This is a genomic window from Pseudanabaena cinerea FACHB-1277 (assembly GCF_014696345.1).
Classification (GTDB): Bacteria; Cyanobacteriota; Cyanobacteriia; order Pseudanabaenales; family Pseudanabaenaceae; genus Pseudanabaena; species Pseudanabaena cinerea.
In genome coordinates, this window is sequence record NZ_JACJPY010000027.1 from 1 (window position 1) to 17,560 (window position 17,560).

The 17,560-nt window shown below is 40.5% G+C and carries 20 protein-coding genes and 1 pseudogene; 14 read left to right on the forward strand and 7 right to left on the reverse strand.

The window, feature by feature from the left end:
- Positions 1 to 173: 173 nt before the first annotated feature.
- The 5 genes from H6F44_RS10125 to alr all read right to left on the reverse strand — a co-directional run bounded on the left by H6F44_RS10125 (position 174) and on the right by alr (position 6,244).
- Entirely contained in the window at positions 174 to 935 is a 762-nt protein-coding gene (locus H6F44_RS10125) for a fatty acid desaturase (RefSeq protein WP_190350840.1), read from the reverse strand.
- 109 nt (positions 936 to 1,044) lie between these two features.
- Positions 1,045 to 2,004, reverse strand: coding sequence for an orange carotenoid protein N-terminal domain-containing protein (locus H6F44_RS10130; protein ID WP_190350841.1), 960 nt, complete (start codon positions 2,002 to 2,004; stop codon positions 1,045 to 1,047).
- Positions 2,005 to 2,330: 326 nt separating this feature from the next.
- Positions 2,331 to 2,657, reverse strand: a complete 327-nt coding sequence (locus H6F44_RS10135; RefSeq protein WP_190350842.1) for a hypothetical protein — start codon at positions 2,655 to 2,657, stop codon at positions 2,331 to 2,333.
- Between the two features lie 106 nt (positions 2,658 to 2,763).
- Positions 2,764 to 5,001 (reverse strand): GAF domain-containing protein, encoded by a 2,238-nt coding sequence (locus H6F44_RS10140; RefSeq protein WP_190350843.1) that lies wholly within the window; start codon positions 4,999 to 5,001, stop codon positions 2,764 to 2,766.
- Positions 5,002 to 5,107: 106 nt separating this feature from the next.
- The gene (alr, locus tag H6F44_RS10145) at positions 5,108 to 6,244 is read right to left on the reverse strand and encodes an alanine racemase (protein ID WP_190350844.1); all 1,137 of its coding nucleotides are present in this window, start codon (positions 6,242 to 6,244) and stop codon (positions 5,108 to 5,110) included.
- Positions 6,245 to 6,390: 146 nt separating this feature from the next.
- On the opposite strand from alr, the gene H6F44_RS10150 reads away from it, so the two are divergent.
- Positions 6,391 to 7,791: a family 10 glycosylhydrolase gene (locus H6F44_RS10150; protein WP_190350845.1), complete on the forward strand. Its 1,401-nt coding sequence runs from the start codon at positions 6,391 to 6,393 to the stop codon at positions 7,789 to 7,791.
- A 102-nt stretch (positions 7,792 to 7,893) separates the two neighbouring features.
- Here H6F44_RS10150 and hisA read toward each other — a convergent pair whose 3' ends face one another.
- Entirely contained in the window at positions 7,894 to 8,655 is a 762-nt protein-coding gene (gene hisA / locus H6F44_RS10155) for a 1-(5-phosphoribosyl)-5-[(5-phosphoribosylamino)methylideneamino]imidazole-4-carboxamide isomerase (protein ID WP_190350846.1), read from the reverse strand.
- Positions 8,656 to 8,742: 87 nt separating this feature from the next.
- Here hisA and H6F44_RS10160 point away from each other — a divergent pair, with 87 nt between their 5' ends.
- The 12 genes and pseudogenes from H6F44_RS10160 to H6F44_RS10210 form a co-directional block, all read left to right on the forward strand.
- On the forward strand, positions 8,743 to 9,588 hold the full coding sequence (locus H6F44_RS10160; RefSeq protein WP_190350847.1) for an ABC transporter permease: 846 nt from the start codon (positions 8,743 to 8,745) through the stop codon (positions 9,586 to 9,588).
- A 126-nt stretch (positions 9,589 to 9,714) separates the two neighbouring features.
- Complete coding sequence (locus H6F44_RS10165) at positions 9,715 to 10,440, forward strand: hypothetical protein (RefSeq protein ID WP_190350848.1); 726 nt, start codon at positions 9,715 to 9,717, stop codon at positions 10,438 to 10,440.
- Between the two features lie 198 nt (positions 10,441 to 10,638).
- Positions 10,639 to 10,857, forward strand: a complete 219-nt coding sequence (locus H6F44_RS10170; protein ID WP_190350849.1) for a type II toxin-antitoxin system HicB family antitoxin — start codon at positions 10,639 to 10,641, stop codon at positions 10,855 to 10,857.
- Positions 10,858 to 11,142: 285 nt separating this feature from the next.
- The gene (locus H6F44_RS10175; protein ID WP_190350892.1) at positions 11,143 to 11,361 is read left to right on the forward strand and encodes a DUF4160 domain-containing protein; all 219 of its coding nucleotides are present in this window, start codon (positions 11,143 to 11,145) and stop codon (positions 11,359 to 11,361) included.
- The gene (locus tag H6F44_RS10180; RefSeq protein WP_190350850.1) at positions 11,315 to 11,644 is read left to right on the forward strand and encodes a DUF2442 domain-containing protein; all 330 of its coding nucleotides are present in this window, start codon (positions 11,315 to 11,317) and stop codon (positions 11,642 to 11,644) included. Before H6F44_RS10175 ends, H6F44_RS10180 begins: the two co-directional genes overlap by 47 nt.
- Positions 11,641 to 12,330 (forward strand): hypothetical protein, encoded by a 690-nt coding sequence (locus H6F44_RS10185; protein WP_190350851.1) that lies wholly within the window; start codon positions 11,641 to 11,643, stop codon positions 12,328 to 12,330. Before H6F44_RS10180 ends, H6F44_RS10185 begins: the two co-directional genes overlap by 4 nt.
- 93 nt (positions 12,331 to 12,423) lie before the next feature.
- Positions 12,424 to 12,651: a hypothetical protein gene (locus tag H6F44_RS10190; RefSeq protein ID WP_190350852.1), complete on the forward strand. Its 228-nt coding sequence runs from the start codon at positions 12,424 to 12,426 to the stop codon at positions 12,649 to 12,651.
- The gene (locus H6F44_RS10195; RefSeq protein WP_190350853.1) at positions 12,648 to 12,917 is read left to right on the forward strand and encodes a type II toxin-antitoxin system RelE/ParE family toxin; all 270 of its coding nucleotides are present in this window, start codon (positions 12,648 to 12,650) and stop codon (positions 12,915 to 12,917) included. The genes H6F44_RS10190 and H6F44_RS10195 overlap by 4 nt, the downstream gene beginning before the upstream one ends.
- A 95-nt stretch (positions 12,918 to 13,012) precedes the next feature.
- Entirely contained in the window at positions 13,013 to 13,174 is a 162-nt protein-coding gene (locus H6F44_RS23995; RefSeq protein WP_407681870.1) for a DUF6888 family protein, read from the forward strand.
- Entirely contained in the window at positions 13,171 to 13,323 is a 153-nt protein-coding gene (locus H6F44_RS10200) for a DUF6887 family protein (protein WP_190350854.1), read from the forward strand. Before H6F44_RS23995 ends, H6F44_RS10200 begins: the two co-directional genes overlap by 4 nt.
- Positions 13,324 to 13,400: 77 nt before the next feature.
- The gene (locus H6F44_RS10205) at positions 13,401 to 13,628 is read left to right on the forward strand and encodes a hypothetical protein (protein WP_190350855.1); all 228 of its coding nucleotides are present in this window, start codon (positions 13,401 to 13,403) and stop codon (positions 13,626 to 13,628) included.
- A pseudogene (locus H6F44_RS10210) lies at positions 13,628 to 13,744 on the forward strand (PIN domain-containing protein); the annotation flags it as partial. The gene H6F44_RS10205 and the pseudogene H6F44_RS10210, both read left to right, overlap by 1 nt.
- Positions 13,745 to 13,864: 120 nt before the next feature.
- On the opposite strand, the gene H6F44_RS10215 reads toward H6F44_RS10210, so the two are convergent.
- Entirely contained in the window at positions 13,865 to 17,161 is a 3,297-nt protein-coding gene (locus H6F44_RS10215) for a PAS domain S-box protein (RefSeq protein ID WP_190350856.1), read from the reverse strand.
- Between the two features lie 243 nt (positions 17,162 to 17,404).
- On the opposite strand from H6F44_RS10215, the gene H6F44_RS10220 reads away from it, so the two are divergent.
- Positions 17,405 to 17,554 (forward strand): hypothetical protein, encoded by a 150-nt coding sequence (locus H6F44_RS10220; RefSeq protein ID WP_190350857.1) that lies wholly within the window; start codon positions 17,405 to 17,407, stop codon positions 17,552 to 17,554.
- The last annotated feature ends 6 nt before the right edge of the window (positions 17,555 to 17,560 follow it).

Sequence of the window (17,560 nt, forward strand, 5' to 3'; positions counted from 1 at the left end):
GTTTTTTCTTGCTTTTGCTGCTTTTCTTTGCATTTTATCAGTTTTCGTTGCCCTTGAAAACCTATGCGCGTATGCTTTTCTTGCTTTTTCAGCAAGCCCTATTTAAGTTGACAAACCAGAATATTCACAAAAGCGAAGCGGAGCGATGGGTTTAAAATATCTTGTTTTTTAAGTCAGTGCTTTGCACTGTAATTAATATGAGCATTGGGTAACTGATACCAAGGAACGTTGGGATATTGATGATGCTCCCAATGGTAATGCCCAAAGTTATAGCAGCTAATCAAAGACCAAATCAAAGAATAGCGATCGCGGTGGAGGCGTGGTAAGAAATTTGGATTGGTTTCAATTTGCTGATGCGGTAGATATGTACCGAAATAGAATAATTGCAGTGAACTCAGGACAAGGGGCAGCAACCAAAAGAGAATTAAGTTAATCACATTAACCTTGAAGAAGAAAATGAGACTAACAATGCTTATAAGCATACTTAGGATAAAAACGATTAGCGAACGAAAAGGAAAGTATTCGCGAATAAATTTACCATACCAAAACAAAGGACTAGAAAAGCCATCACAAAAATCTGGATCACCAACTTGAGATGTGTAACGATGATGCTTGGTATGATTTTCGCGGCAGTGATCGTAGGGTAAAAAAGCATAGATAGTGACTGCCAAACGACCAATCATATTATTGACATTTGGATAAGGCGGCAATAAATTCCCATGCATAGCATCATGGGCAACAATAAACAATCCAGTTTGGAGATAAGCCCGCAAAATCACAGTCCCAGCTATATATAACCATGATGTAGTAGATATAGGAATACTGAGGGATAAGAAAAAGCTGGTTATCCATAGCCCTAATATGAGCATTGATAGAGCTAATCCTGACCATGTATCAGACTTCCACATCTTTAGCGAACGAGCCAAAGTTTGCATATTCTCCAAAGACAATAAGTTAAATACTGATTTGCAGTCTGATTTTAGTTGCACTAACAAATGATAGGCGGTGCAGAGCATTACCTATCATTTGCTAATGTGGATTTACCTAGCGAGCAAGATTTAAAAGCTCTTTAGGAGAGGCAAGAAGATCAATCGCTACAAAGAAAATTTTATTGTCTGGATCGAGCAAGAAGCGCCATGCAATATTCATACCCACAGCCGAACCAAACCAGGGAGTTTGTACTTTGCCTGTTACTTTAATTTGGTTATAGCCACCCTCTGCTGGTTCTGAAATACCTTTTTCAGGGATAAGTACTAGATTCTGGCATTCCTCTTTGAAAAACCTCAACACCGCATCCTTGCCAACAATTGGTCTTTGGAAAGGAGGCTGCAAAGCTCCATCAGGAAGGAATAAGGAAATTAGAGCATCAAAATCATTGGCGTTCATGTTGTTCATGTAAGCCGAAATCGTAGGATTGCTTACACCTTCAATACTTACTTGAGTTCGACTGGCAATCTCGCGTGGTGGAGCGACAGGCTCAGCAATGCGGGTGTATCCACCCATTTTGGCTGGGTCAAAACCCATATCCAAAACTGAATTACGCAGAATTGTAATTTGTTGGCCTGGCTCCAGAGTTTTAAGAGTTTCCAAAACAGCCAAAGCATTTGCTGAAAGTTGATAACCTTCAGGGATCGGAGCGACAATTCCTTGCTCCATCCATTGCCCAAGCTGATACCAGAAGCCTAGCTTGATATTTTGTGTCCAAGTGGCATAGGTGCGGCATATAGGGGTGTCGGCGCGATTAGCTAAGTCACACATGACTTGGGTCTGTTGCTGAAAACTCATCTTTTTGATTTCTTCTAGAGTCAATTCAGCTAACTGCATACTCGCAGCTCCAGGGGCGGCAATAGTAACGGTCTTGCCCATTTCAAGGTATGTAAACCAAATCCATGCTAATTGATCTTCGGGGCTAAGTTGATTGAACCTTGCTGTAGTAGCTGGTACTACGTCAGCCGCTAAAGTGTTGGGGAAAATATTTCTAGCTGAATTAATGGTATATGTCATGATTTAATCGACAAATTCTATAGTTTTGAGAATGCCATGATCTATAGCAACCAACATTGATGCTTATGTGTTAGACATTCATGATAATTATGTACTCATATTGTGTCTACAATTACAAAACCTCTAAGGGTAGATATTTCTCATAAACACCAAAAGCACTTTGAAATGCTTGAACCAAACATTTCAAAGTGCTTCTGAAATTTTAGAATAATTCCCCCCATTAAAACTAGCGGTGTGGCGCGATGCACTGCTAATTCTTTGGTTTTTAATGTCTATTTTTAGACTGAGAAGGAAGTAGGGTGCATGGAATAGGGCAAAGAGAGGTTTTACATTCGAGCTAGCGCTGCAATCTTGGCGATTTTATCAGCATTCAATCCCTCAAGCTCCTCAATACTCAGCCAGCCATCTTTGACCAAGCCAGCAAAGACAAAAACGAGCATTGGCAGTCGATAATCGTAACGACCATCAACTTCGTGGCGCTTGACACTTAAAAAATCGTGCAATCGCCACATATCGTCAATTTCTTGTAAAGACCCAACTTGGTGACGCACTGCTGCCATTAGAGAGCCTATTTCTCTCTTGTAAGCAGTGTCAAAAGCCTTTTGGGCTATGGTTTCTTCTGTTGTTGTCCAATCCGCATTCATTACTTGCATTACTAAAATTTAAGATATAAGATTTGATTATGTTAAGAATAATTACTATATATCTAAACATAAGGTATTATCAATAGGCTTAATTTTTTCTTAGTAAGTCTCTGATTTAGTAGTTATAGCGCGATCGCTCAATTCTAAGTGCCTCTGATGCTCTTTGCGATTCGATCGCTAGCTGCGACAAAGACGCATAGATCAGTACTACATAGTTGGCTCTTATCGCAGACTCTAGTTGACGGCATTGGTAAGCAACTGACAAAGCGCCAACATATTCACTAGCTGATCGCAGCGAATTTAATAATTGCAACAGTTTTGCCTGCTCGTTGGTGGCGATCGCCCGATCTATAGATTGGATAAGCCTTGGGGCTTCTTCTAAATAATCATCGATTACATCGAGCAGAAATTCACGGGCTTTTGTCCCACTGCCCGCGATCGTTAAAATTGTCTCGATAAACTGTGGCTCAATCGCAGGATCGCGATCATCTGATGATTCATCAGGTTTCGCAGGCAAGTTAGCGGAGGCAGCTAGGGGCGGATTTTCAGGTGAATGATCATGTTGCTCAACTAGAAATTGTGGTGGTAAACCACTGCGAGACATGGGAAAGGAAATTTTGATATCCTCAATCATCTCAATATTATCTTCAATATTTTCAATATTATCTTCAATATTATTTTCGGGATTACTTGCAAGATTACTTTCGGGGTTACTTTCATTATTTTCAATCCTATTCTCGTCTGCAATGTCTGCGCTGATTTCTTGAATAGAGTCCTCAATAGTATTTTCTGAAGTGCTTTCCAAACCATCGGAAAGATTGGCAGGGTAATTAGTAATCACCTCAGTAACTATATTGGAAGTAGCATCTAGCGCATTATTAATCGTCTCCTGATCATTAACTAAACTAGATTCATGTATATCATCTTGATTTGTGGCTTTATTCGTGGTGATCGCGTCAGGCTGCTCTGACTCGTTATTCTCATCAAGCGCTTGATGTAAATCTAACGGTTCTTGACCAAGCCAGTCAGAGATATGCTCTTGAATATCTTGAGGAATATCTTGAAAGCTTCGCTCTGGTAAATGTTCACTTTCCTCTAATTCAGGTTTCGCATTAAATACTAAGTGTACATTTTCGCTAACCGTTTCTGATTGAATTACTTCGACTGCGATCGCCTCAACTTCGCTACTATCTTCTGTCCTAATATTTTCTACTTGCAAAACCGTTGCAGGTTCTATCTCAAATGCATGAATACTATCATCATGTATAACCTCTACTGAGGTTTCGGTATATTCCTGAATAGGTTCCTCTAAGAATTCTTTTGACGAATCTTCAGGAAGACTCTCTATGGTTTCTCTATCCAACTGAGCTTGCTGCTGCTCTGCTAGATCTTCCATTAGTTGATCTATCGACTCATTTACTGGTTCATTTACTGGTTCGTTTAAGGTTTTTACTAGTTTTTGCTGTTCGACAATTTCGCTAACTGTTGCTTGCAATTTGTCCAGTTCATGCTGCAAAAATCTTACGTCATCGCTTAAGGTCTGTGACTGTTGGCGCAGGTGGGTGATCGCGATCGCTACGCTAATTTGTGAGGCAACCAAGCTAAGGGAGGTGCGATCGCTTTCTGTCCAACTATGATAAAAACTGCCATGAAATGCCACAAGAGTACCCCAAAGTTCTTGTCCTGCATAAATTTTATTAGCAGCATAGGAAGAAATACCAATCTGTTCAAGGACAGTCACAATATGCGATGACAGACTAGAACTGCGAATATTGTCAACCGTTTGATCGCTGTGCTCGATTGTGGCAGACTCGGTTAAATGCCTTGCCAATGAAAGTTGACGCTCTGGCATATCGGCTAAAGATGTTACCCCTGTGGCGATCGCATCGGTGATAAATTCACCGCGTCCGTCAGGATGGCGGCGAAAAATGGCAACGCGATCAACTTGCAGCAATTTTTGAGCTACCTGTACAGCAATTTGCAACACTAAATCAAGGGATGGCGATCGCTGAATTGCGTCTGTAAGCTGGGCGATAGACTTTTCACGAACAATGATATTCGAGAGTAAGGTATTGGCTTCATTGGTATGACTTATGGGAATATTGCCTGTGGTTGCCAAGATTTCAGATTCCTGCGGAAGATCTCTAGTCGTGACAATGCCAGAATCTGCTCCCATGGCAGGCACTAAATTAGGTAGTAAATCAGGCACTAAATTAGGCAATAAGTTTTTGCACCGATCTTCCCAGCTAAGTTGATGCAGGCGCTCTTGCTGTACCAAAATAGCTTTGAGTCGTTCATAGGCAGCGCGATCGCGACAAAGATGACGTATTTGTTCTAGGAGGGTAGCATCCATGAGACTATCCCAAAATTATGTTCTCAGACAAGAATTTTAACTAACTTATGGTTGCGATCGTATGAGACACAAAGCGTAACTTTAAACCTGGCTGCACAGTAAGCTTTTATCTTGTCAACACACCAGCCCTAACATTAATGCGCGGCAAGCGATGCTTAAAACCACAGAGAACTTCCCATGAAATTGTGCCTAATAAATCTGCCCAATCATCGGCAGTATTTCCTGATTCGCCACCCAAAAACGTCACCACATCGCCCACATTGACATTGGCAACATTGCTAACATCGATCGCACATTGATCCATGGTAATCGTGCCAAGTTGTGAGACTCTTTGACCATTGATCGCGACTTGGATGCGGTTGGATAGACCACGCGGAATGCCGTCAGCATAACCGATCGCCACGATTGCGATTGTCATGTCCTTGGGCGCAATGAAGGATCTGCCATAGCTGATGCTTGTGCCAGCGCTTATTTGTTTAACCTGCGTGATTCTTGCTTTGACGGTTAGGGCGGGGCGTAAATTAATTAGGGACTTAAAATGTGGTGCAGGATAGAGTCCATATAGCCCTAAGCCAATTCTTACCATGTCGGAATGCAGACGATGATCGCTGAGGGTGGCGGCGGTATTGCAAATATGCGATCGCGCCGAAATTCCCTGCTGACTTAATTCATTCATCACCTGCTGAAACCGTTGTGCTTGCAAATCCATGAAAGTGCGATCGCAGTCATCGGCAGTGGCAAAGTGGGAATAGATACTCTGAATCTCTAAATTTGGTAAATGCTGTACCAACTGCACAAAGGCGATCGCCTCTTGCCAATTTACGCCTAATCTGGTCATGCCCGTATCAATTTTGAGATGTACAGGCACTGTTTCCTCAGTTGCTGCCAGCACTTCATGGTAAATTAGTGCCTGCTTAGGATTACAAATAGTTGGTTGTAAACGATATTCAGCGATCGCCTTAATTTCATCGATCCCATTGGTCGCCCCCAATATCAAAATCGGCGCAGTAATTCCTGCGCGGCGCAACTCAATCCCCTCAGGAATCGTGGCAACTCCCAACCATGTCGCCCCCGCCGCGATCGCCACCTGACTAACTTCAATCGCCCCATGTCCATAGGCATCCGCCTTCACAATCGCCATTAACTCTGTGGCGTGATTTAATTGGGATTTAAACTGTTGTACATTGTGGGATAAGGCGGTGAGGTCAATTTCCAGCCAAGCCCGATGGTTCTGTTTGAGCATTAACTCATTCTCCCTACGCTTCCGCAAAAATACGCTAAAAATACGCTTGCTAAGCGCAATATCGCTGAACCATACTGTATAGCGACTGGCAACAGCTACAAATTAATACAAATCAAACAGTAAAGATTACAAAGATTACAAAAACTATGTCTCAAGGTTGGCAAAAATATAAACTGAGTCTTAATTTTCGTCAACCTCCTTTATGGCGATTTCCATGGCGATCGCTTCAGCCATTATCTAAAGCATTTAGGCAGGTCAGTTTATTTTTGATCGCCTTTGCCACAGCTATATTTCTGCATCACTATATGCCGACAACTTGGGCGCAGTCCCATGATTCTCTTAACTTGCAGAATGCAGCGATCGCGCAATTAAGACCCGAAGTTCTTAATCCAGAAATTATAAGACCAGAAATTGCCCGTTCTAATCCGCAACCTAATCCTATAATTGCACCGCCAATTGTGCCGCCGACTGTCAATAAACGCCAAGAAATTCGCGGCGTATGGCTGACACTGAATGACTTTGCCATGTTTAGCGATCGTCAAAAACTAGGTGAGGGATTACAACAACTCCAGCAACTAAACTTCAATACGATTTACCCCGTTGTTTGGAACTCTGGTTATGTGATGTATCCCAGTGCGATCGCCCAAAAAGAGGGCATTCAGCCCTTTACCTATCGCGGCAATGAGGGACAGGACATTGTTGCCGATATTATTGCTCAGGCACATCAAAATAACCTGCTAGTGATGCCTTGGTTTGAATTTGGCTTCATGGCTCCTCAGATGTCAGAACTGGCGACAGGACATCCTCACTGGCTCACCCAGCAAGCCGATGGCAAAAAAACGTCGATTACGGCGGCGGGAGAAGTGGCATGGCTTAATCCTTTTCATCCTGAAGTGCAGCAGTTTTTAACGGACTTAGTGCTAGAGGCGGTAGTTAACTATGATCTAGATGGCATTCAGTTTGACGATCACACCAGTCTTCCGAAAACCTTTGGTTATGACCCCTACACATTAAATCTTTATCGCCAAGAGACAAAGAAGCAAGCTCCTACTAACGTTGATGATCCTGATTGGGTGCGTTGGCGAGCAAATAAAATTACTGCTTTTATGAGCAATCTCAGTAAAGCCGTAAAGCAGCGTAAGCCTAATGTAATCTTATCAGTGTCTCCCAATTACTACGATTTTGCCTATAAACAACAGTTGCAAGATTGGCTGAGTTGGGTGCGTCAAGATATTGTCGATGAATTAATCGTGCAGGTGTACCGCGCTGACATCGATGACTTTACCAGTCAGATCAGCCGTCCTGAAATTGTGGAGGCACAAAATAAAATTTCTACAGGTATCGGCATTCTTTCTGGACTTCGCAATAACAACGTACCGATCGCCCGTGTATTTTCCCAGTCCTTTGCCACCCAACGGCGCGGATTAGGCATTTCTTACTTCTATTACAAGAGCCTATGGAGTTATGGTCCCGAAGCGATCGCTGACCGTCAAAGGGAGTTTCAATATCTTTTCCGCAATCCTGCACCGAGAATTGCCATTAATTGAAGTTGCCACTCAAACGAACCACAAGAAAAAATTTAAAAGCGTTGCTTCGCAACGCTTTTAAATTTTTTCTTGGTTTGGGTTTGAGCGCAAAGCGCTGTAAATTTACGCGATCGCCGAATCGATCACATCCTGCCAGCGCCCATTGCCAACGGCACGTATCGCTTCAGGTAATTGGATATGTCCTGTGTAAATCGCCTTGCCCACGATCGCGCCCTTCACACCAACGGACTCAAGGGTTAACAAGTTTAGTAAATCAGCGATCGAGCTAATACCGCCAGACGCAATCACAGGAACATCGACATTTTCGGCAAGCTGGCGCAATGCCTCTAGGTTTGGACCTTGCATCGTGCCATCGCGGTGAATATCGGTATAAACAATCCCAGCAATGCCGATCTCCGCCATGCTTCGCGCCAGATCCACAGCCAATATCTCAGAAGTCGTCAACCAGCCCCTAGTGGCAACCTTACCATCACGGGCATCAATGCCGATCATGATTTGTTCAGGAAATTCCGCACAAATACTGGCGATTAGTTGCGAATTTTCCACGGCGGCTGTGCCTAAAATGACACGGCTGACACCAGAATGCAGTACTGACAGGATACTATCGCGATCGCGTAAGCCACCACCCATCTGCACACGGATCGGGATTGAACGGGCGATCGCCTCAATCACCTTCAAGTTTTGGGGCTGACCTTGCTTTGCCCCATCTAAATCAACTACGTGCAAATATTTAGCGCCTTGGCTATACCAACGCCTTGCCACTTCTACAGGGTCTTCACCAAATACCTCCGATTGTTGATAATCCCCTTGATAGAGCCTCACGCAGCGTCCATCTAAAATATCAATTGCGGGAATTACATCCATAATTTATACCATTGATCCCAGGATTCTAATTTTAACTAGATTTAGCGATCGCGGTATAGTACAAAACAAGGAATTTACCAAAACCCAATGAAGTTGCCATCAGTATCTCAAAATTTAATGTTTATTGGCTGCGTTATTAGTGCTGTTTTTTTGCTGATGGCGATCGCCGCACCAATATTGCAAGCCGTAGGACTGTTAACTAATCCTAGCGAGTTTCTCAGTAACCCGATTCATCAGCCCCCCTCAGCCCAATATTGGTTTGGTACAGATTTGCAGGGACATGATGTGTTTACACGCACGATCGCAGGGGCAAGTGTGGCATGGCAAGTAACCATCGCCTCAACGGTAATTAGCATCGCCATCGGTGTACCCTTGGGCATGATTAGCGGCTACAAAGGTGGCTGGCTAGACCGCATTTTAGTATTTGTCATGGATGCGCTATATACCTTGCCTAGTTTGTTGCTGTCGCTCACGATCGCCTTTGTGGTCGGCAATGGGGTCATCAATGCGGCGATCGCCCTCAGTGTTGCCTATATCCCCCTATATTTTCGGGTGATCCGCAACCAAACTGTGAGTACGAAAACCGAAGTTTATATCGAAGCTGCTCAAGCGATCGGTGCAGACACAAAAACAATCTTAATCAAATATCTCGCCCCCAACGTCATCCAAAGCTTACCCGTAATTTTCACCCTCAACGCCGCCGATGCAATTCTGACTCTGGCAGGTTTAGGCTTCTTAGGTTTAGGCATTCCCGAAGATGTACCTGAATGGGGTCACGATCTCAAGCAAGCCCTCGATGCGCTCTCGACTGGTGAAAATATTTGGTGGACAACGGTTTTCCCTGGTTTGGCGATTACTTTTATGGCGATCGGTCTTTCTCTAGTTGGTGAAGGTTTGACTCAGAGATTTAGCAGCAAGAAAACTAAAAACTAGCTGTATCGCTTCTAATGTAAAAATTTACGGGTTGTTTAGAAACTTTAAAACGATCAATTTCAATTTTTCATGGGAATTTGTAGACGTGAAACGTATAAAAATGTATACTAAGTTCTAACTGCAAAAGTGTTTATTAACGAAGAAACTTTAACAAAACTAACTCTTATGAAGTTCATATCAATACTTTCATTGTTGGTGCTAAACTTTAGCGTTTTTGGAACTATCCCCGTTCAAGCTTTGCCAGGTGAAACTCCAGAAACTGTTATGAGAAAATTCAATTCTAATAGCTTTTTTAAAGGGCTTAAGCTTTATCAGGGATATTACCCAGTTGGACAAAAGAGTGAGTGTTGCGTGAGAGGCAATGGAATTTTTTCTTTAAGGAATGGCAAGTTTCTTGAGACCTATTACACTATGCTTGGGGAGAATAAAATTTATCTCAAAGGTCCTGGAATTTACAAAGACTATAATTTTTCGTACAGTTTTAACGTAAATCTTGATAGAGATATCGTCTACAGTGAGAGACTTTATTTAGATTTAAATTCTAGAGACCCAAAACATGAAAATAAAAAGCATGATTATCGAAAAGATTTACAAATCACTAATGTGATGAATGAGGTATGGGGTGATTATTTAGTCAGTGACTTCAAAAACTCAAGATTTACAGATGCCATTATTATATCAAGATTAGCAACACGGCAAATATATCAAGGGAAGGAATTTGCATACGAAATTATCTATCAAGGTATACGCGATAATTCTTTTACAAAACATCCTATTATTGGGATTTCTGTAATTATCCCTGAATACATCGAAACAGTAAGAGGGTTAAGTGAATTTGAAGAGCGGCTATGAGACTTAGCTGCGCTTAATTCCTAATGGTCTTTTTGTTTAAATTGCGATTCCTGAGAGTACGTTAATGCAATGTAACCAACCCTAAATATTTGAATGCGTTGCGCTACACTAACACATCCTACTTGACTTGATTTGTAGTGCGATCATTACAAAATTGTTGGACGCAATCAAGAAACGAAAGAATCAGGAGGAAGATTTATGAGTAGATACAGTATGAATGTTCAATGGTCTGAGGCGGATCAGTTGTTTCTAGTCACAATTCCAGAATTTGCCGATCGCGTTGTCATGCCTTGTACGCATGGCGAAACTCGTGAGGAAGCAATTCATAATGGTGAAGAAGTTATTGAAATGTATCTAGAAGCTTGGCAAATAGAAGGTGAATCTATTCCTGAACCGAAGATACTTCAAGCTGCTTAGCGATCGCGGCGATCTTGTAGTGCGATCGCTGATCGCGTAGGGAGCGTTAATGAAATGTAACGCACCTTTCTGATGGTTTTGATTGGGTTTGTTTGGTGCGTTACGCTACGCTAACACACCCTACTTGATTTGAAGTGTAGCGTTATCGACTCGACAAGTGCGATCGCCGATCTTGTAGATCGTACTTTCAAACACAGCAAAGCGATCGCTTACAATAGAATGCAGCCCTGATTGCTACTCTTGCGTATGCCCACCCTATCCAGCTTCTATGGCATAAAAATCACAATGAACTACAACGATCACAATCCACCTCATATTCATGTTGAGTATCAAGATTGTGAAGCGATTATAATGATTCAAACAGGTGAAGTTTGTGGTCAAATGCCCAAAAGAGGACTAAATTTAATTTGGGAGTGGCTCGATCTGCACAAATCTGAACTATTGGAGAACTGGGAAAATGCACGTCAAAGAAAACCCCTTAACAAAATCGATCCCCTTCCATAAAAAGGAGCTATTGCTTCATGTTATCTCTGCGGAATATCTAGATAACTATCGATTAAAACTAACATTTAACAATGGAATAGAAGGGATTGTCGATTTAGAACAGGAATTGTATGGCGAAGTCTTTGAACCATTGAAAGATAAAAGTTTATTTCAACAGGTATTTGTAACTAGTCGGACTATAGAATGGTCAAATGGCGCAGACTTTGCCCCTGAGTTTTTATTTGAAATTGCTATTAACAAGCAATCTGTTTCTGAATCTAAACCATTGGAGGACTACGTATGACTGTTAATTCTCAATTAGCTGAAAAAGGTTTAGATACCAAAGTTTTAGAACAAAATAGATTACGAGGAATTGCTGAAAAATATAGGTTGCAAGGATTTGAAGTTGTAATCGAGCCTTCTAAATCCCTGATTCCTTTTGATTTGGGAAATTATTCTCCAGATATTATTGTGACAAAGGGATCGAATGAAGGTTACATAATCGAATTTAAAAACTCAATTGCTAAAATCTCAGTCGATCGCTATAGAGAGATTGCCGAAATAGTAGCTCAGCATCATGGTTGGCGATTTTTACTGATCACTGGCGAAGATATCTCTTCAGACGATCCCCAAGATGATAGTGAGTTACTGACTTGGGAACAGATGTTGCAACGTCAAGAACAGGCTCAAAGATTTTTAGCGATGGGAGAAGTGGAAGTTGCCTTTTGGTATTTATGGGGAATTTTGGAAGCTGCTGTGCGTCGTCAAGCTAGGCAAGTTACAATTCCGATAGAACGCTTTCCTGCCAATTCTTTAATTAATCATTTATATTCTCAAGGTGAGCTTTCGATAGAGCAGTTTGATCAGGTGAGAGTAATTCAAGCTGTACGAGATCGGCTTATACATGGGTATCAATTGCCTAATCTTGAGGAACCTATAAAACAATTGCAAGGGCTTGTCAATGAATTGATTGCAATGTGGGAAATCTAAATCTATAAATTCAGTGCGATCGCTGGTTTACCCGAAAAGCTTGATGGTTATATAATTTGTATATAGACTGTGTAGAAAAGGAAACAAACAGCCATGAGTCAAGCACAAATCACAGAATCTTTGCTAACTAGTACAGGTTTTTATAGCCTATTTCAAACCTTACCCCTAGAAATTCGTCAAGGCTTTCTACAACTTTTATTTCAAAATAATTCCTCTGAATTAGAAGACTCTATCCTTTATTTAGCTTGTGAAAATTCTCGGAAAGAAGGTTTTTTATCTGAATTAGAGTCACAATCTCTCTTGGAGAGTTTGCCTCAATGAAATATCAAATTGCCAAGCGCTTCAAAAAAGATTTAGACAAAATCAGCGATCGCAAAGTTCTTGCAAAAGTTAGAAAATGTATTGAAGCAATTGGAACTTCTCAAACACTGTCCGAAATTCCAGATCTTGAGCCACTAAAAGGGTTTTCGGGATACTATCGCATTAAATTTGATTATAGCTATCGTATTGGGATTTTTTGGGATGGAGAAGTTATTGAAATTCTCAAAATAGAAAGTCGTGAGGGATTTTACAAGAATTTTCCTTGATCGCCTTATACATGGCTATCAAATGCTTAATCTTGAGGAACCTACAAAACAATTGCAAGGGCTTATTCTTAGTACGCTAACACCCCCTACTTGATTTGAAGTGTAGCGTTATCGACTCGACAAGTGCGATCTATCCTAACTGGCAGTACAAAGCGATTGAGCTTGTTAGAATAGGCAAACGTGCTGGAAATTTATATATACTTGCCGAAGGAAATCTTGATCTTGAGATAAAAACTACAGGAGGCTATGAGCCATGACAGACATCAACTACAACAAAATGGAGTTGGATGACTTACGAAAATATGTACTTACTCATAGGGAAAATATTCAAGCTTTTCAGTCATATATCGATCGCTCGAATGCTTCTGGCAGAATGATTGCTGTTGATACGGCTACACCTAAATAGGAAGAAGATTTAGAGGAAAATATCCGCCATACAGCTAAGTAGCGATAATATATTTAGACATCTTCAGAAAGCCATCTATGTTATTACAAGAACTAAAAGAGCAAGTCTTCAAGCTACCGTTTAGCGATCGCCTTGCGTTAGTAAGCGCCATAATTGAGTCATTACAAAATCAGCCTATTTTCAGTGTTGATCACTCTGGCGCGATTAGACGGATGCGAGGCTTATTAAAAACTGACCAACCCGCACCAACTGACGAGCAAGTGGCTGCAATGTTAGAAGAGCGTCGAGTGGAGAAGTATTTGTAGTGAGAGTTTTAGTTGACACCAATATTGTCCTAGATTTTTTGTTGCAACGAGAGCCATTTTTTCAAGATGCAGATTTGTTGTTTCAAGCGATCAGTGTTGGTCAAGTCGTTGGCTATTTTATGCGGTTGCCCTGTAGAAAATCGCTGAAACCCTGATTGTCTCCTTGTAAATATTTTTAGGCTTCCATTACGAGCGGAATGTGGGTTACAGATGACCGATGAAATTTTTAGGCAAAATCAAGTTTCACCTGATTCTCTATATGAGCAGTTTTTAAAGTAAGTCCGTTGAATTATTGTGGAAAGCAGCTTTAACTTAATGGGTTTACTTATGTATTCATCTGCTCCTGCGTCGAGACATTTCTGACGGTCATCTTTCATTGCTAAGGCAGTAATAGCAATGATCGGCTTGGTAAAACCAATATTACGGATACGTTTAATTGCCTCAAGACCATCTAATTCTGGCATTTGGATATCCATTAATATTAAGTCTGGTGGCTGTATTTGTACTAGATTAATCGCCTGTTGTCCACTTCTAGCAATTTTAAGTCGAAAACCTTTTGCTTCGAGATAGCAAGTAATCGTAGAGATATTGGCTTCATTATCTTCAGCTAACAGAACTAGGGGGAGGTCACAATCACTGCCAATTACTTCGCTTGGATGTGGTGATATATTGGCTGGCTTTGGAGGCTGCTGAGATATGTTATCTGAGTAGGGAAGTGCGATCGCAAATTGGCTACCTACATTTACTTCACTAGTTACACTTACATATCCGCCATGCAATTCGACTATTTTTTTGACTAAGGCCAATCCTAAACCAGTGCCATTATATTGGCGATTAAGACTACTATCAACTTGGATAAAAGGTTGAAATATTTTTTTTAAGTCGTCAGAGGTAATACCGATACCTGTATCCGTTACCGTCAAACATACCCAATCTTGATAACTATGATCATTCGGGATAGGCTTTCTTTCGAGAGAGTACTGTAGAGTGATTTTGCCTCCCGATGGGGTAAATTTGATGGCATTACTGAGCAAGTTGATTAATACTTGACGGATACGACGTTCATCGAGCAATGTTTCTAGTTCAGGTATATTGCCCTTCAAATCTAATTGCAAGTTTTTTTGCATTGCCATTTGCCTAATAAATGTCAAACTAGATTGGCAAATATTCTTAACATTGGATACTTCAAGATCTAAAGTTATTTCACCAGCTTCGATTTTGGCAAGATCGAGGATGTCATTAATTAATTCCAGTAAATGATTGCCACTCTGCTCAACGATCTTCAACATATTTTTTTGTTTTTCTTGAAGAGAACCAAAGACTTCTTCAGATAAACCTTCAGTAATACCAAGGATGGCATTAAGAGGGGTGCGAAGCTCATGGCTCATATTGGCGAGAAATTCATCTTTGAGCTTTGTTGCTTTTTGCAGTTCTTGATTAGTCTGTTGCAGTTTCTCTTCAGCCTGTTTACTGTCGCTAATGTCGCGACATACACAAATCAGCAAATCGTCATCAGTAAATGTTAAAGATATGCCCTGATAAAAGGTGGAACCATTCTTATGGAGAGCAATTAGTTCCCCTTTCCAAGAGTGATCTCTTTCTAAAATAGGAAGTACCTCCTTTTCAATTTCGGCTATTACTTCTGGGGAATATAACTTATCCCAGCTTGAACCAAGCAATTCTTCAGGATCTTCATAACCAAACATTGCTAGATGAGATCGGTTTAAATAGATATATTTATTTTCTTGTAAAATAGCAATTCCATCAATTGCTGATTCAACAGCAGCAAGTTTTTGTTTAAGGGAAGCTTCAGTATTCTTGACAATACTAATGTCTTGGATGACTCCATGCCAAACTATCGCACCGTTTTCACGCCGAGTTGGACGTGAACTTGCTTTTAGCCACTTTGTTTTACCTGAATAGGTGACAATACGCCATTCATAGCAAAAAGGGAGCATATTCTGGCAGCTATTAGCTAATGCATTCTGATAGCCTTGTTTATCATCTGGATGTATCTGATTAAATACAATTCTAGCGTCTCGATAAGCTTCTACAATTGAGATTTCCGTAATTTCTTCAAATATCGGATTAAGGTATTTAAAGCGAACTAAACCATTTACATCTTGGACTAAAGTATAAATTATGCTAGGTGATGCGGTGGATAATTCTTGAAATTGAGAATCCTGCTCTATTATTTTCAGTTCAGCTTTTTTAAGATTACTGATATCTATAATGACACAAACACAAAGATCAGCTTGTTCTGAAAGTTTTGCTGCTGAAATTAATATATGAACTAGATGACCATCTTTGTGATAGTAGGATTTCTCAACAGGCTTTATGGCTCCATTTGTCTGAATATATTCAACTACATCTAGATCTTGCTGTATATATTCTGAAGGAGTAATGTTTAACCAATTAATCCGATTAGCTTCTAGATCTTCTCGGCTATAGCCTAACATTTCTAAAAAGTAATCATTTGCTTCTGTTACATGACCATTAAAATCAGTAAACATAATTCCTACAATATTAGAATCAAATACTGTACGGAAACGGTTATTACTTTCCAATAGTGCCAACTCAATCCGTTTGCGCTCAGTAATATCCTTAGCAATGCCTAGAAATCCGATGTCTTGCTCACTATCATCTCTCAAAGTGCTTATAGTTAATTCGACTGGAAACTTTGAGCCATCTTTACGGATATATGTCCATTCTTGGGTAAAGGTAATTCCCTTATCTGATCTCATGAATACCTCAAATAAGGAAACCGTATCTACCCCTCTCTCAGCCGATAGCTTGGCAATGCGATCAGCGATCTCTAATGGATCATGGAAGATTAATGGGACGCAATAACCAACCACTTCGCTCATGCTGTATCCTAGCATTGCTTCAGCGCCAGAATTAAAACTTAGGATCGTGCTATTTAAGTCACAGGTAATTATTGCGTAATCTGAACTATCAAGAATGGCGCGTTGTAGTTTGTTAATTTCCCATAATTCTTGGGTTCTCTCTTTAATCTTTAACTCTAGGGATTGGTTTAGTTCTTGAAGCTTTTGAATCTCTAAACTTTGAAGGTTTTGTTGCAGTAAGTTTTGATTATTTTCTTCTAGCTCTAAAGTGTTCTGTAATAGCAGATTAATCAAGTCATCTTGAGTTAATACACCAACTATCTGATTTCCGTTTAGTACAGGTAAATAGCTGATTTTATACTCTTGAAATAGATTTGTAGCAATTGTAACATCATGAAGCTCAGTCTCTTGAATTGTAATAACAGGATAGCTCATTTCATCCTGAATCAATAAATCTTCTGTCAAAGATCTTTGAGAGAGAATTCTTAAGATATCTGTTTGTGTGAGAATTCCAATTAATTGACTTTCTTCATTATTTATATTGCCATCTGTTGTAATGAGTACATAGTCTGAACCAGTCTCACGCATCTTAGCGATCGCTTCGATAACAGATGCCCTAGATGTAAGCATTAAAGGAATACTATATTGAATTGCTGAATTTTTGTCAGGACTATTATTAAGACTCATCATCGAAAATACCAATTGCTAACAAGTGTTTTTTAGGTCATGGTGAAACAAGGTTACTTCACAAGTACCACGAGCAGGTATTTAATTAACTATATGAGTTATGGTTATCTCTTTATAGTTTATTTACTCCTATTCCCGCAAAAAAGGATAGCATAGATTTATGGAAATTGCTAAAAATAGTTGTATTCTCAATAACATAAGCCTAAAAGCCCTGATTTATCTTGGCTATTCTCAATAATTCTGATGCCTACAATCGCATACCTGATTCTGGGCGTGAGCGTCAAACTGTTTGTCACTCTATGCGTGAGTATGCAAGGGATGACGATCAAGATGGCTTTTACGAAGTGCATTGCCATAGTATTGCAATACTATGGAAAGGATTTGGATGGATAGAGTGCG

Excerpts from the sequence above, each read along its gene's own strand:
- H6F44_RS10170 (WP_190350849.1), top strand. The coding sequence starts at position 10,639 with ATGAGTAGATACAGTATGAATGTTCAATGGTCTGAGGCGGATCAGTTG.
- H6F44_RS10140 (WP_190350843.1), bottom strand. The coding sequence starts at position 5,001 with ATGGATGCTACCCTCCTAGAACAAATACGTCATCTTTGTCGCGATCGC.
- H6F44_RS10215 (WP_190350856.1), bottom strand. The coding sequence starts at position 17,161 with ATGAGTCTTAATAATAGTCCTGACAAAAATTCAGCAATTCAATATAGT.
- H6F44_RS10125 (WP_190350840.1), bottom strand. The coding sequence starts at position 935 with ATGCAAACTTTGGCTCGTTCGCTAAAGATGTGGAAGTCTGATACATGG.
- H6F44_RS10150 (WP_190350845.1), top strand. The coding sequence starts at position 6,391 with ATGTCTCAAGGTTGGCAAAAATATAAACTGAGTCTTAATTTTCGTCAA.
- H6F44_RS10195 (WP_190350853.1), top strand. The coding sequence starts at position 12,648 with ATGAAATATCAAATTGCCAAGCGCTTCAAAAAAGATTTAGACAAAATC.
- H6F44_RS10180 (WP_190350850.1), top strand. The coding sequence starts at position 11,315 with ATGCACGTCAAAGAAAACCCCTTAACAAAATCGATCCCCTTCCATAAA.
- alr (WP_190350844.1), bottom strand. The coding sequence starts at position 6,244 with ATGCTCAAACAGAACCATCGGGCTTGGCTGGAAATTGACCTCACCGCC.
- H6F44_RS10130 (WP_190350841.1), bottom strand. The coding sequence starts at position 2,004 with ATGACATATACCATTAATTCAGCTAGAAATATTTTCCCCAACACTTTA.
- H6F44_RS10205 (WP_190350855.1), top strand. The coding sequence starts at position 13,401 with ATGTTATTACAAGAACTAAAAGAGCAAGTCTTCAAGCTACCGTTTAGC.
- H6F44_RS10175 (WP_190350892.1), top strand. The coding sequence starts at position 11,143 with ATGAACTACAACGATCACAATCCACCTCATATTCATGTTGAGTATCAA.
- H6F44_RS10160 (WP_190350847.1), top strand. The coding sequence starts at position 8,743 with ATGAAGTTGCCATCAGTATCTCAAAATTTAATGTTTATTGGCTGCGTT.
- H6F44_RS10185 (WP_190350851.1), top strand. The coding sequence starts at position 11,641 with ATGACTGTTAATTCTCAATTAGCTGAAAAAGGTTTAGATACCAAAGTT.
- H6F44_RS10200 (WP_190350854.1), top strand. The coding sequence starts at position 13,171 with ATGACAGACATCAACTACAACAAAATGGAGTTGGATGACTTACGAAAA.
- H6F44_RS10220 (WP_190350857.1), top strand. The coding sequence starts at position 17,405 with ATGCCTACAATCGCATACCTGATTCTGGGCGTGAGCGTCAAACTGTTT.
- H6F44_RS10135 (WP_190350842.1), bottom strand. The coding sequence starts at position 2,657 with ATGCAAGTAATGAATGCGGATTGGACAACAACAGAAGAAACCATAGCC.
- H6F44_RS10190 (WP_190350852.1), top strand. The coding sequence starts at position 12,424 with ATGAGTCAAGCACAAATCACAGAATCTTTGCTAACTAGTACAGGTTTT.
- hisA (WP_190350846.1), bottom strand. The coding sequence starts at position 8,655 with ATGGATGTAATTCCCGCAATTGATATTTTAGATGGACGCTGCGTGAGG.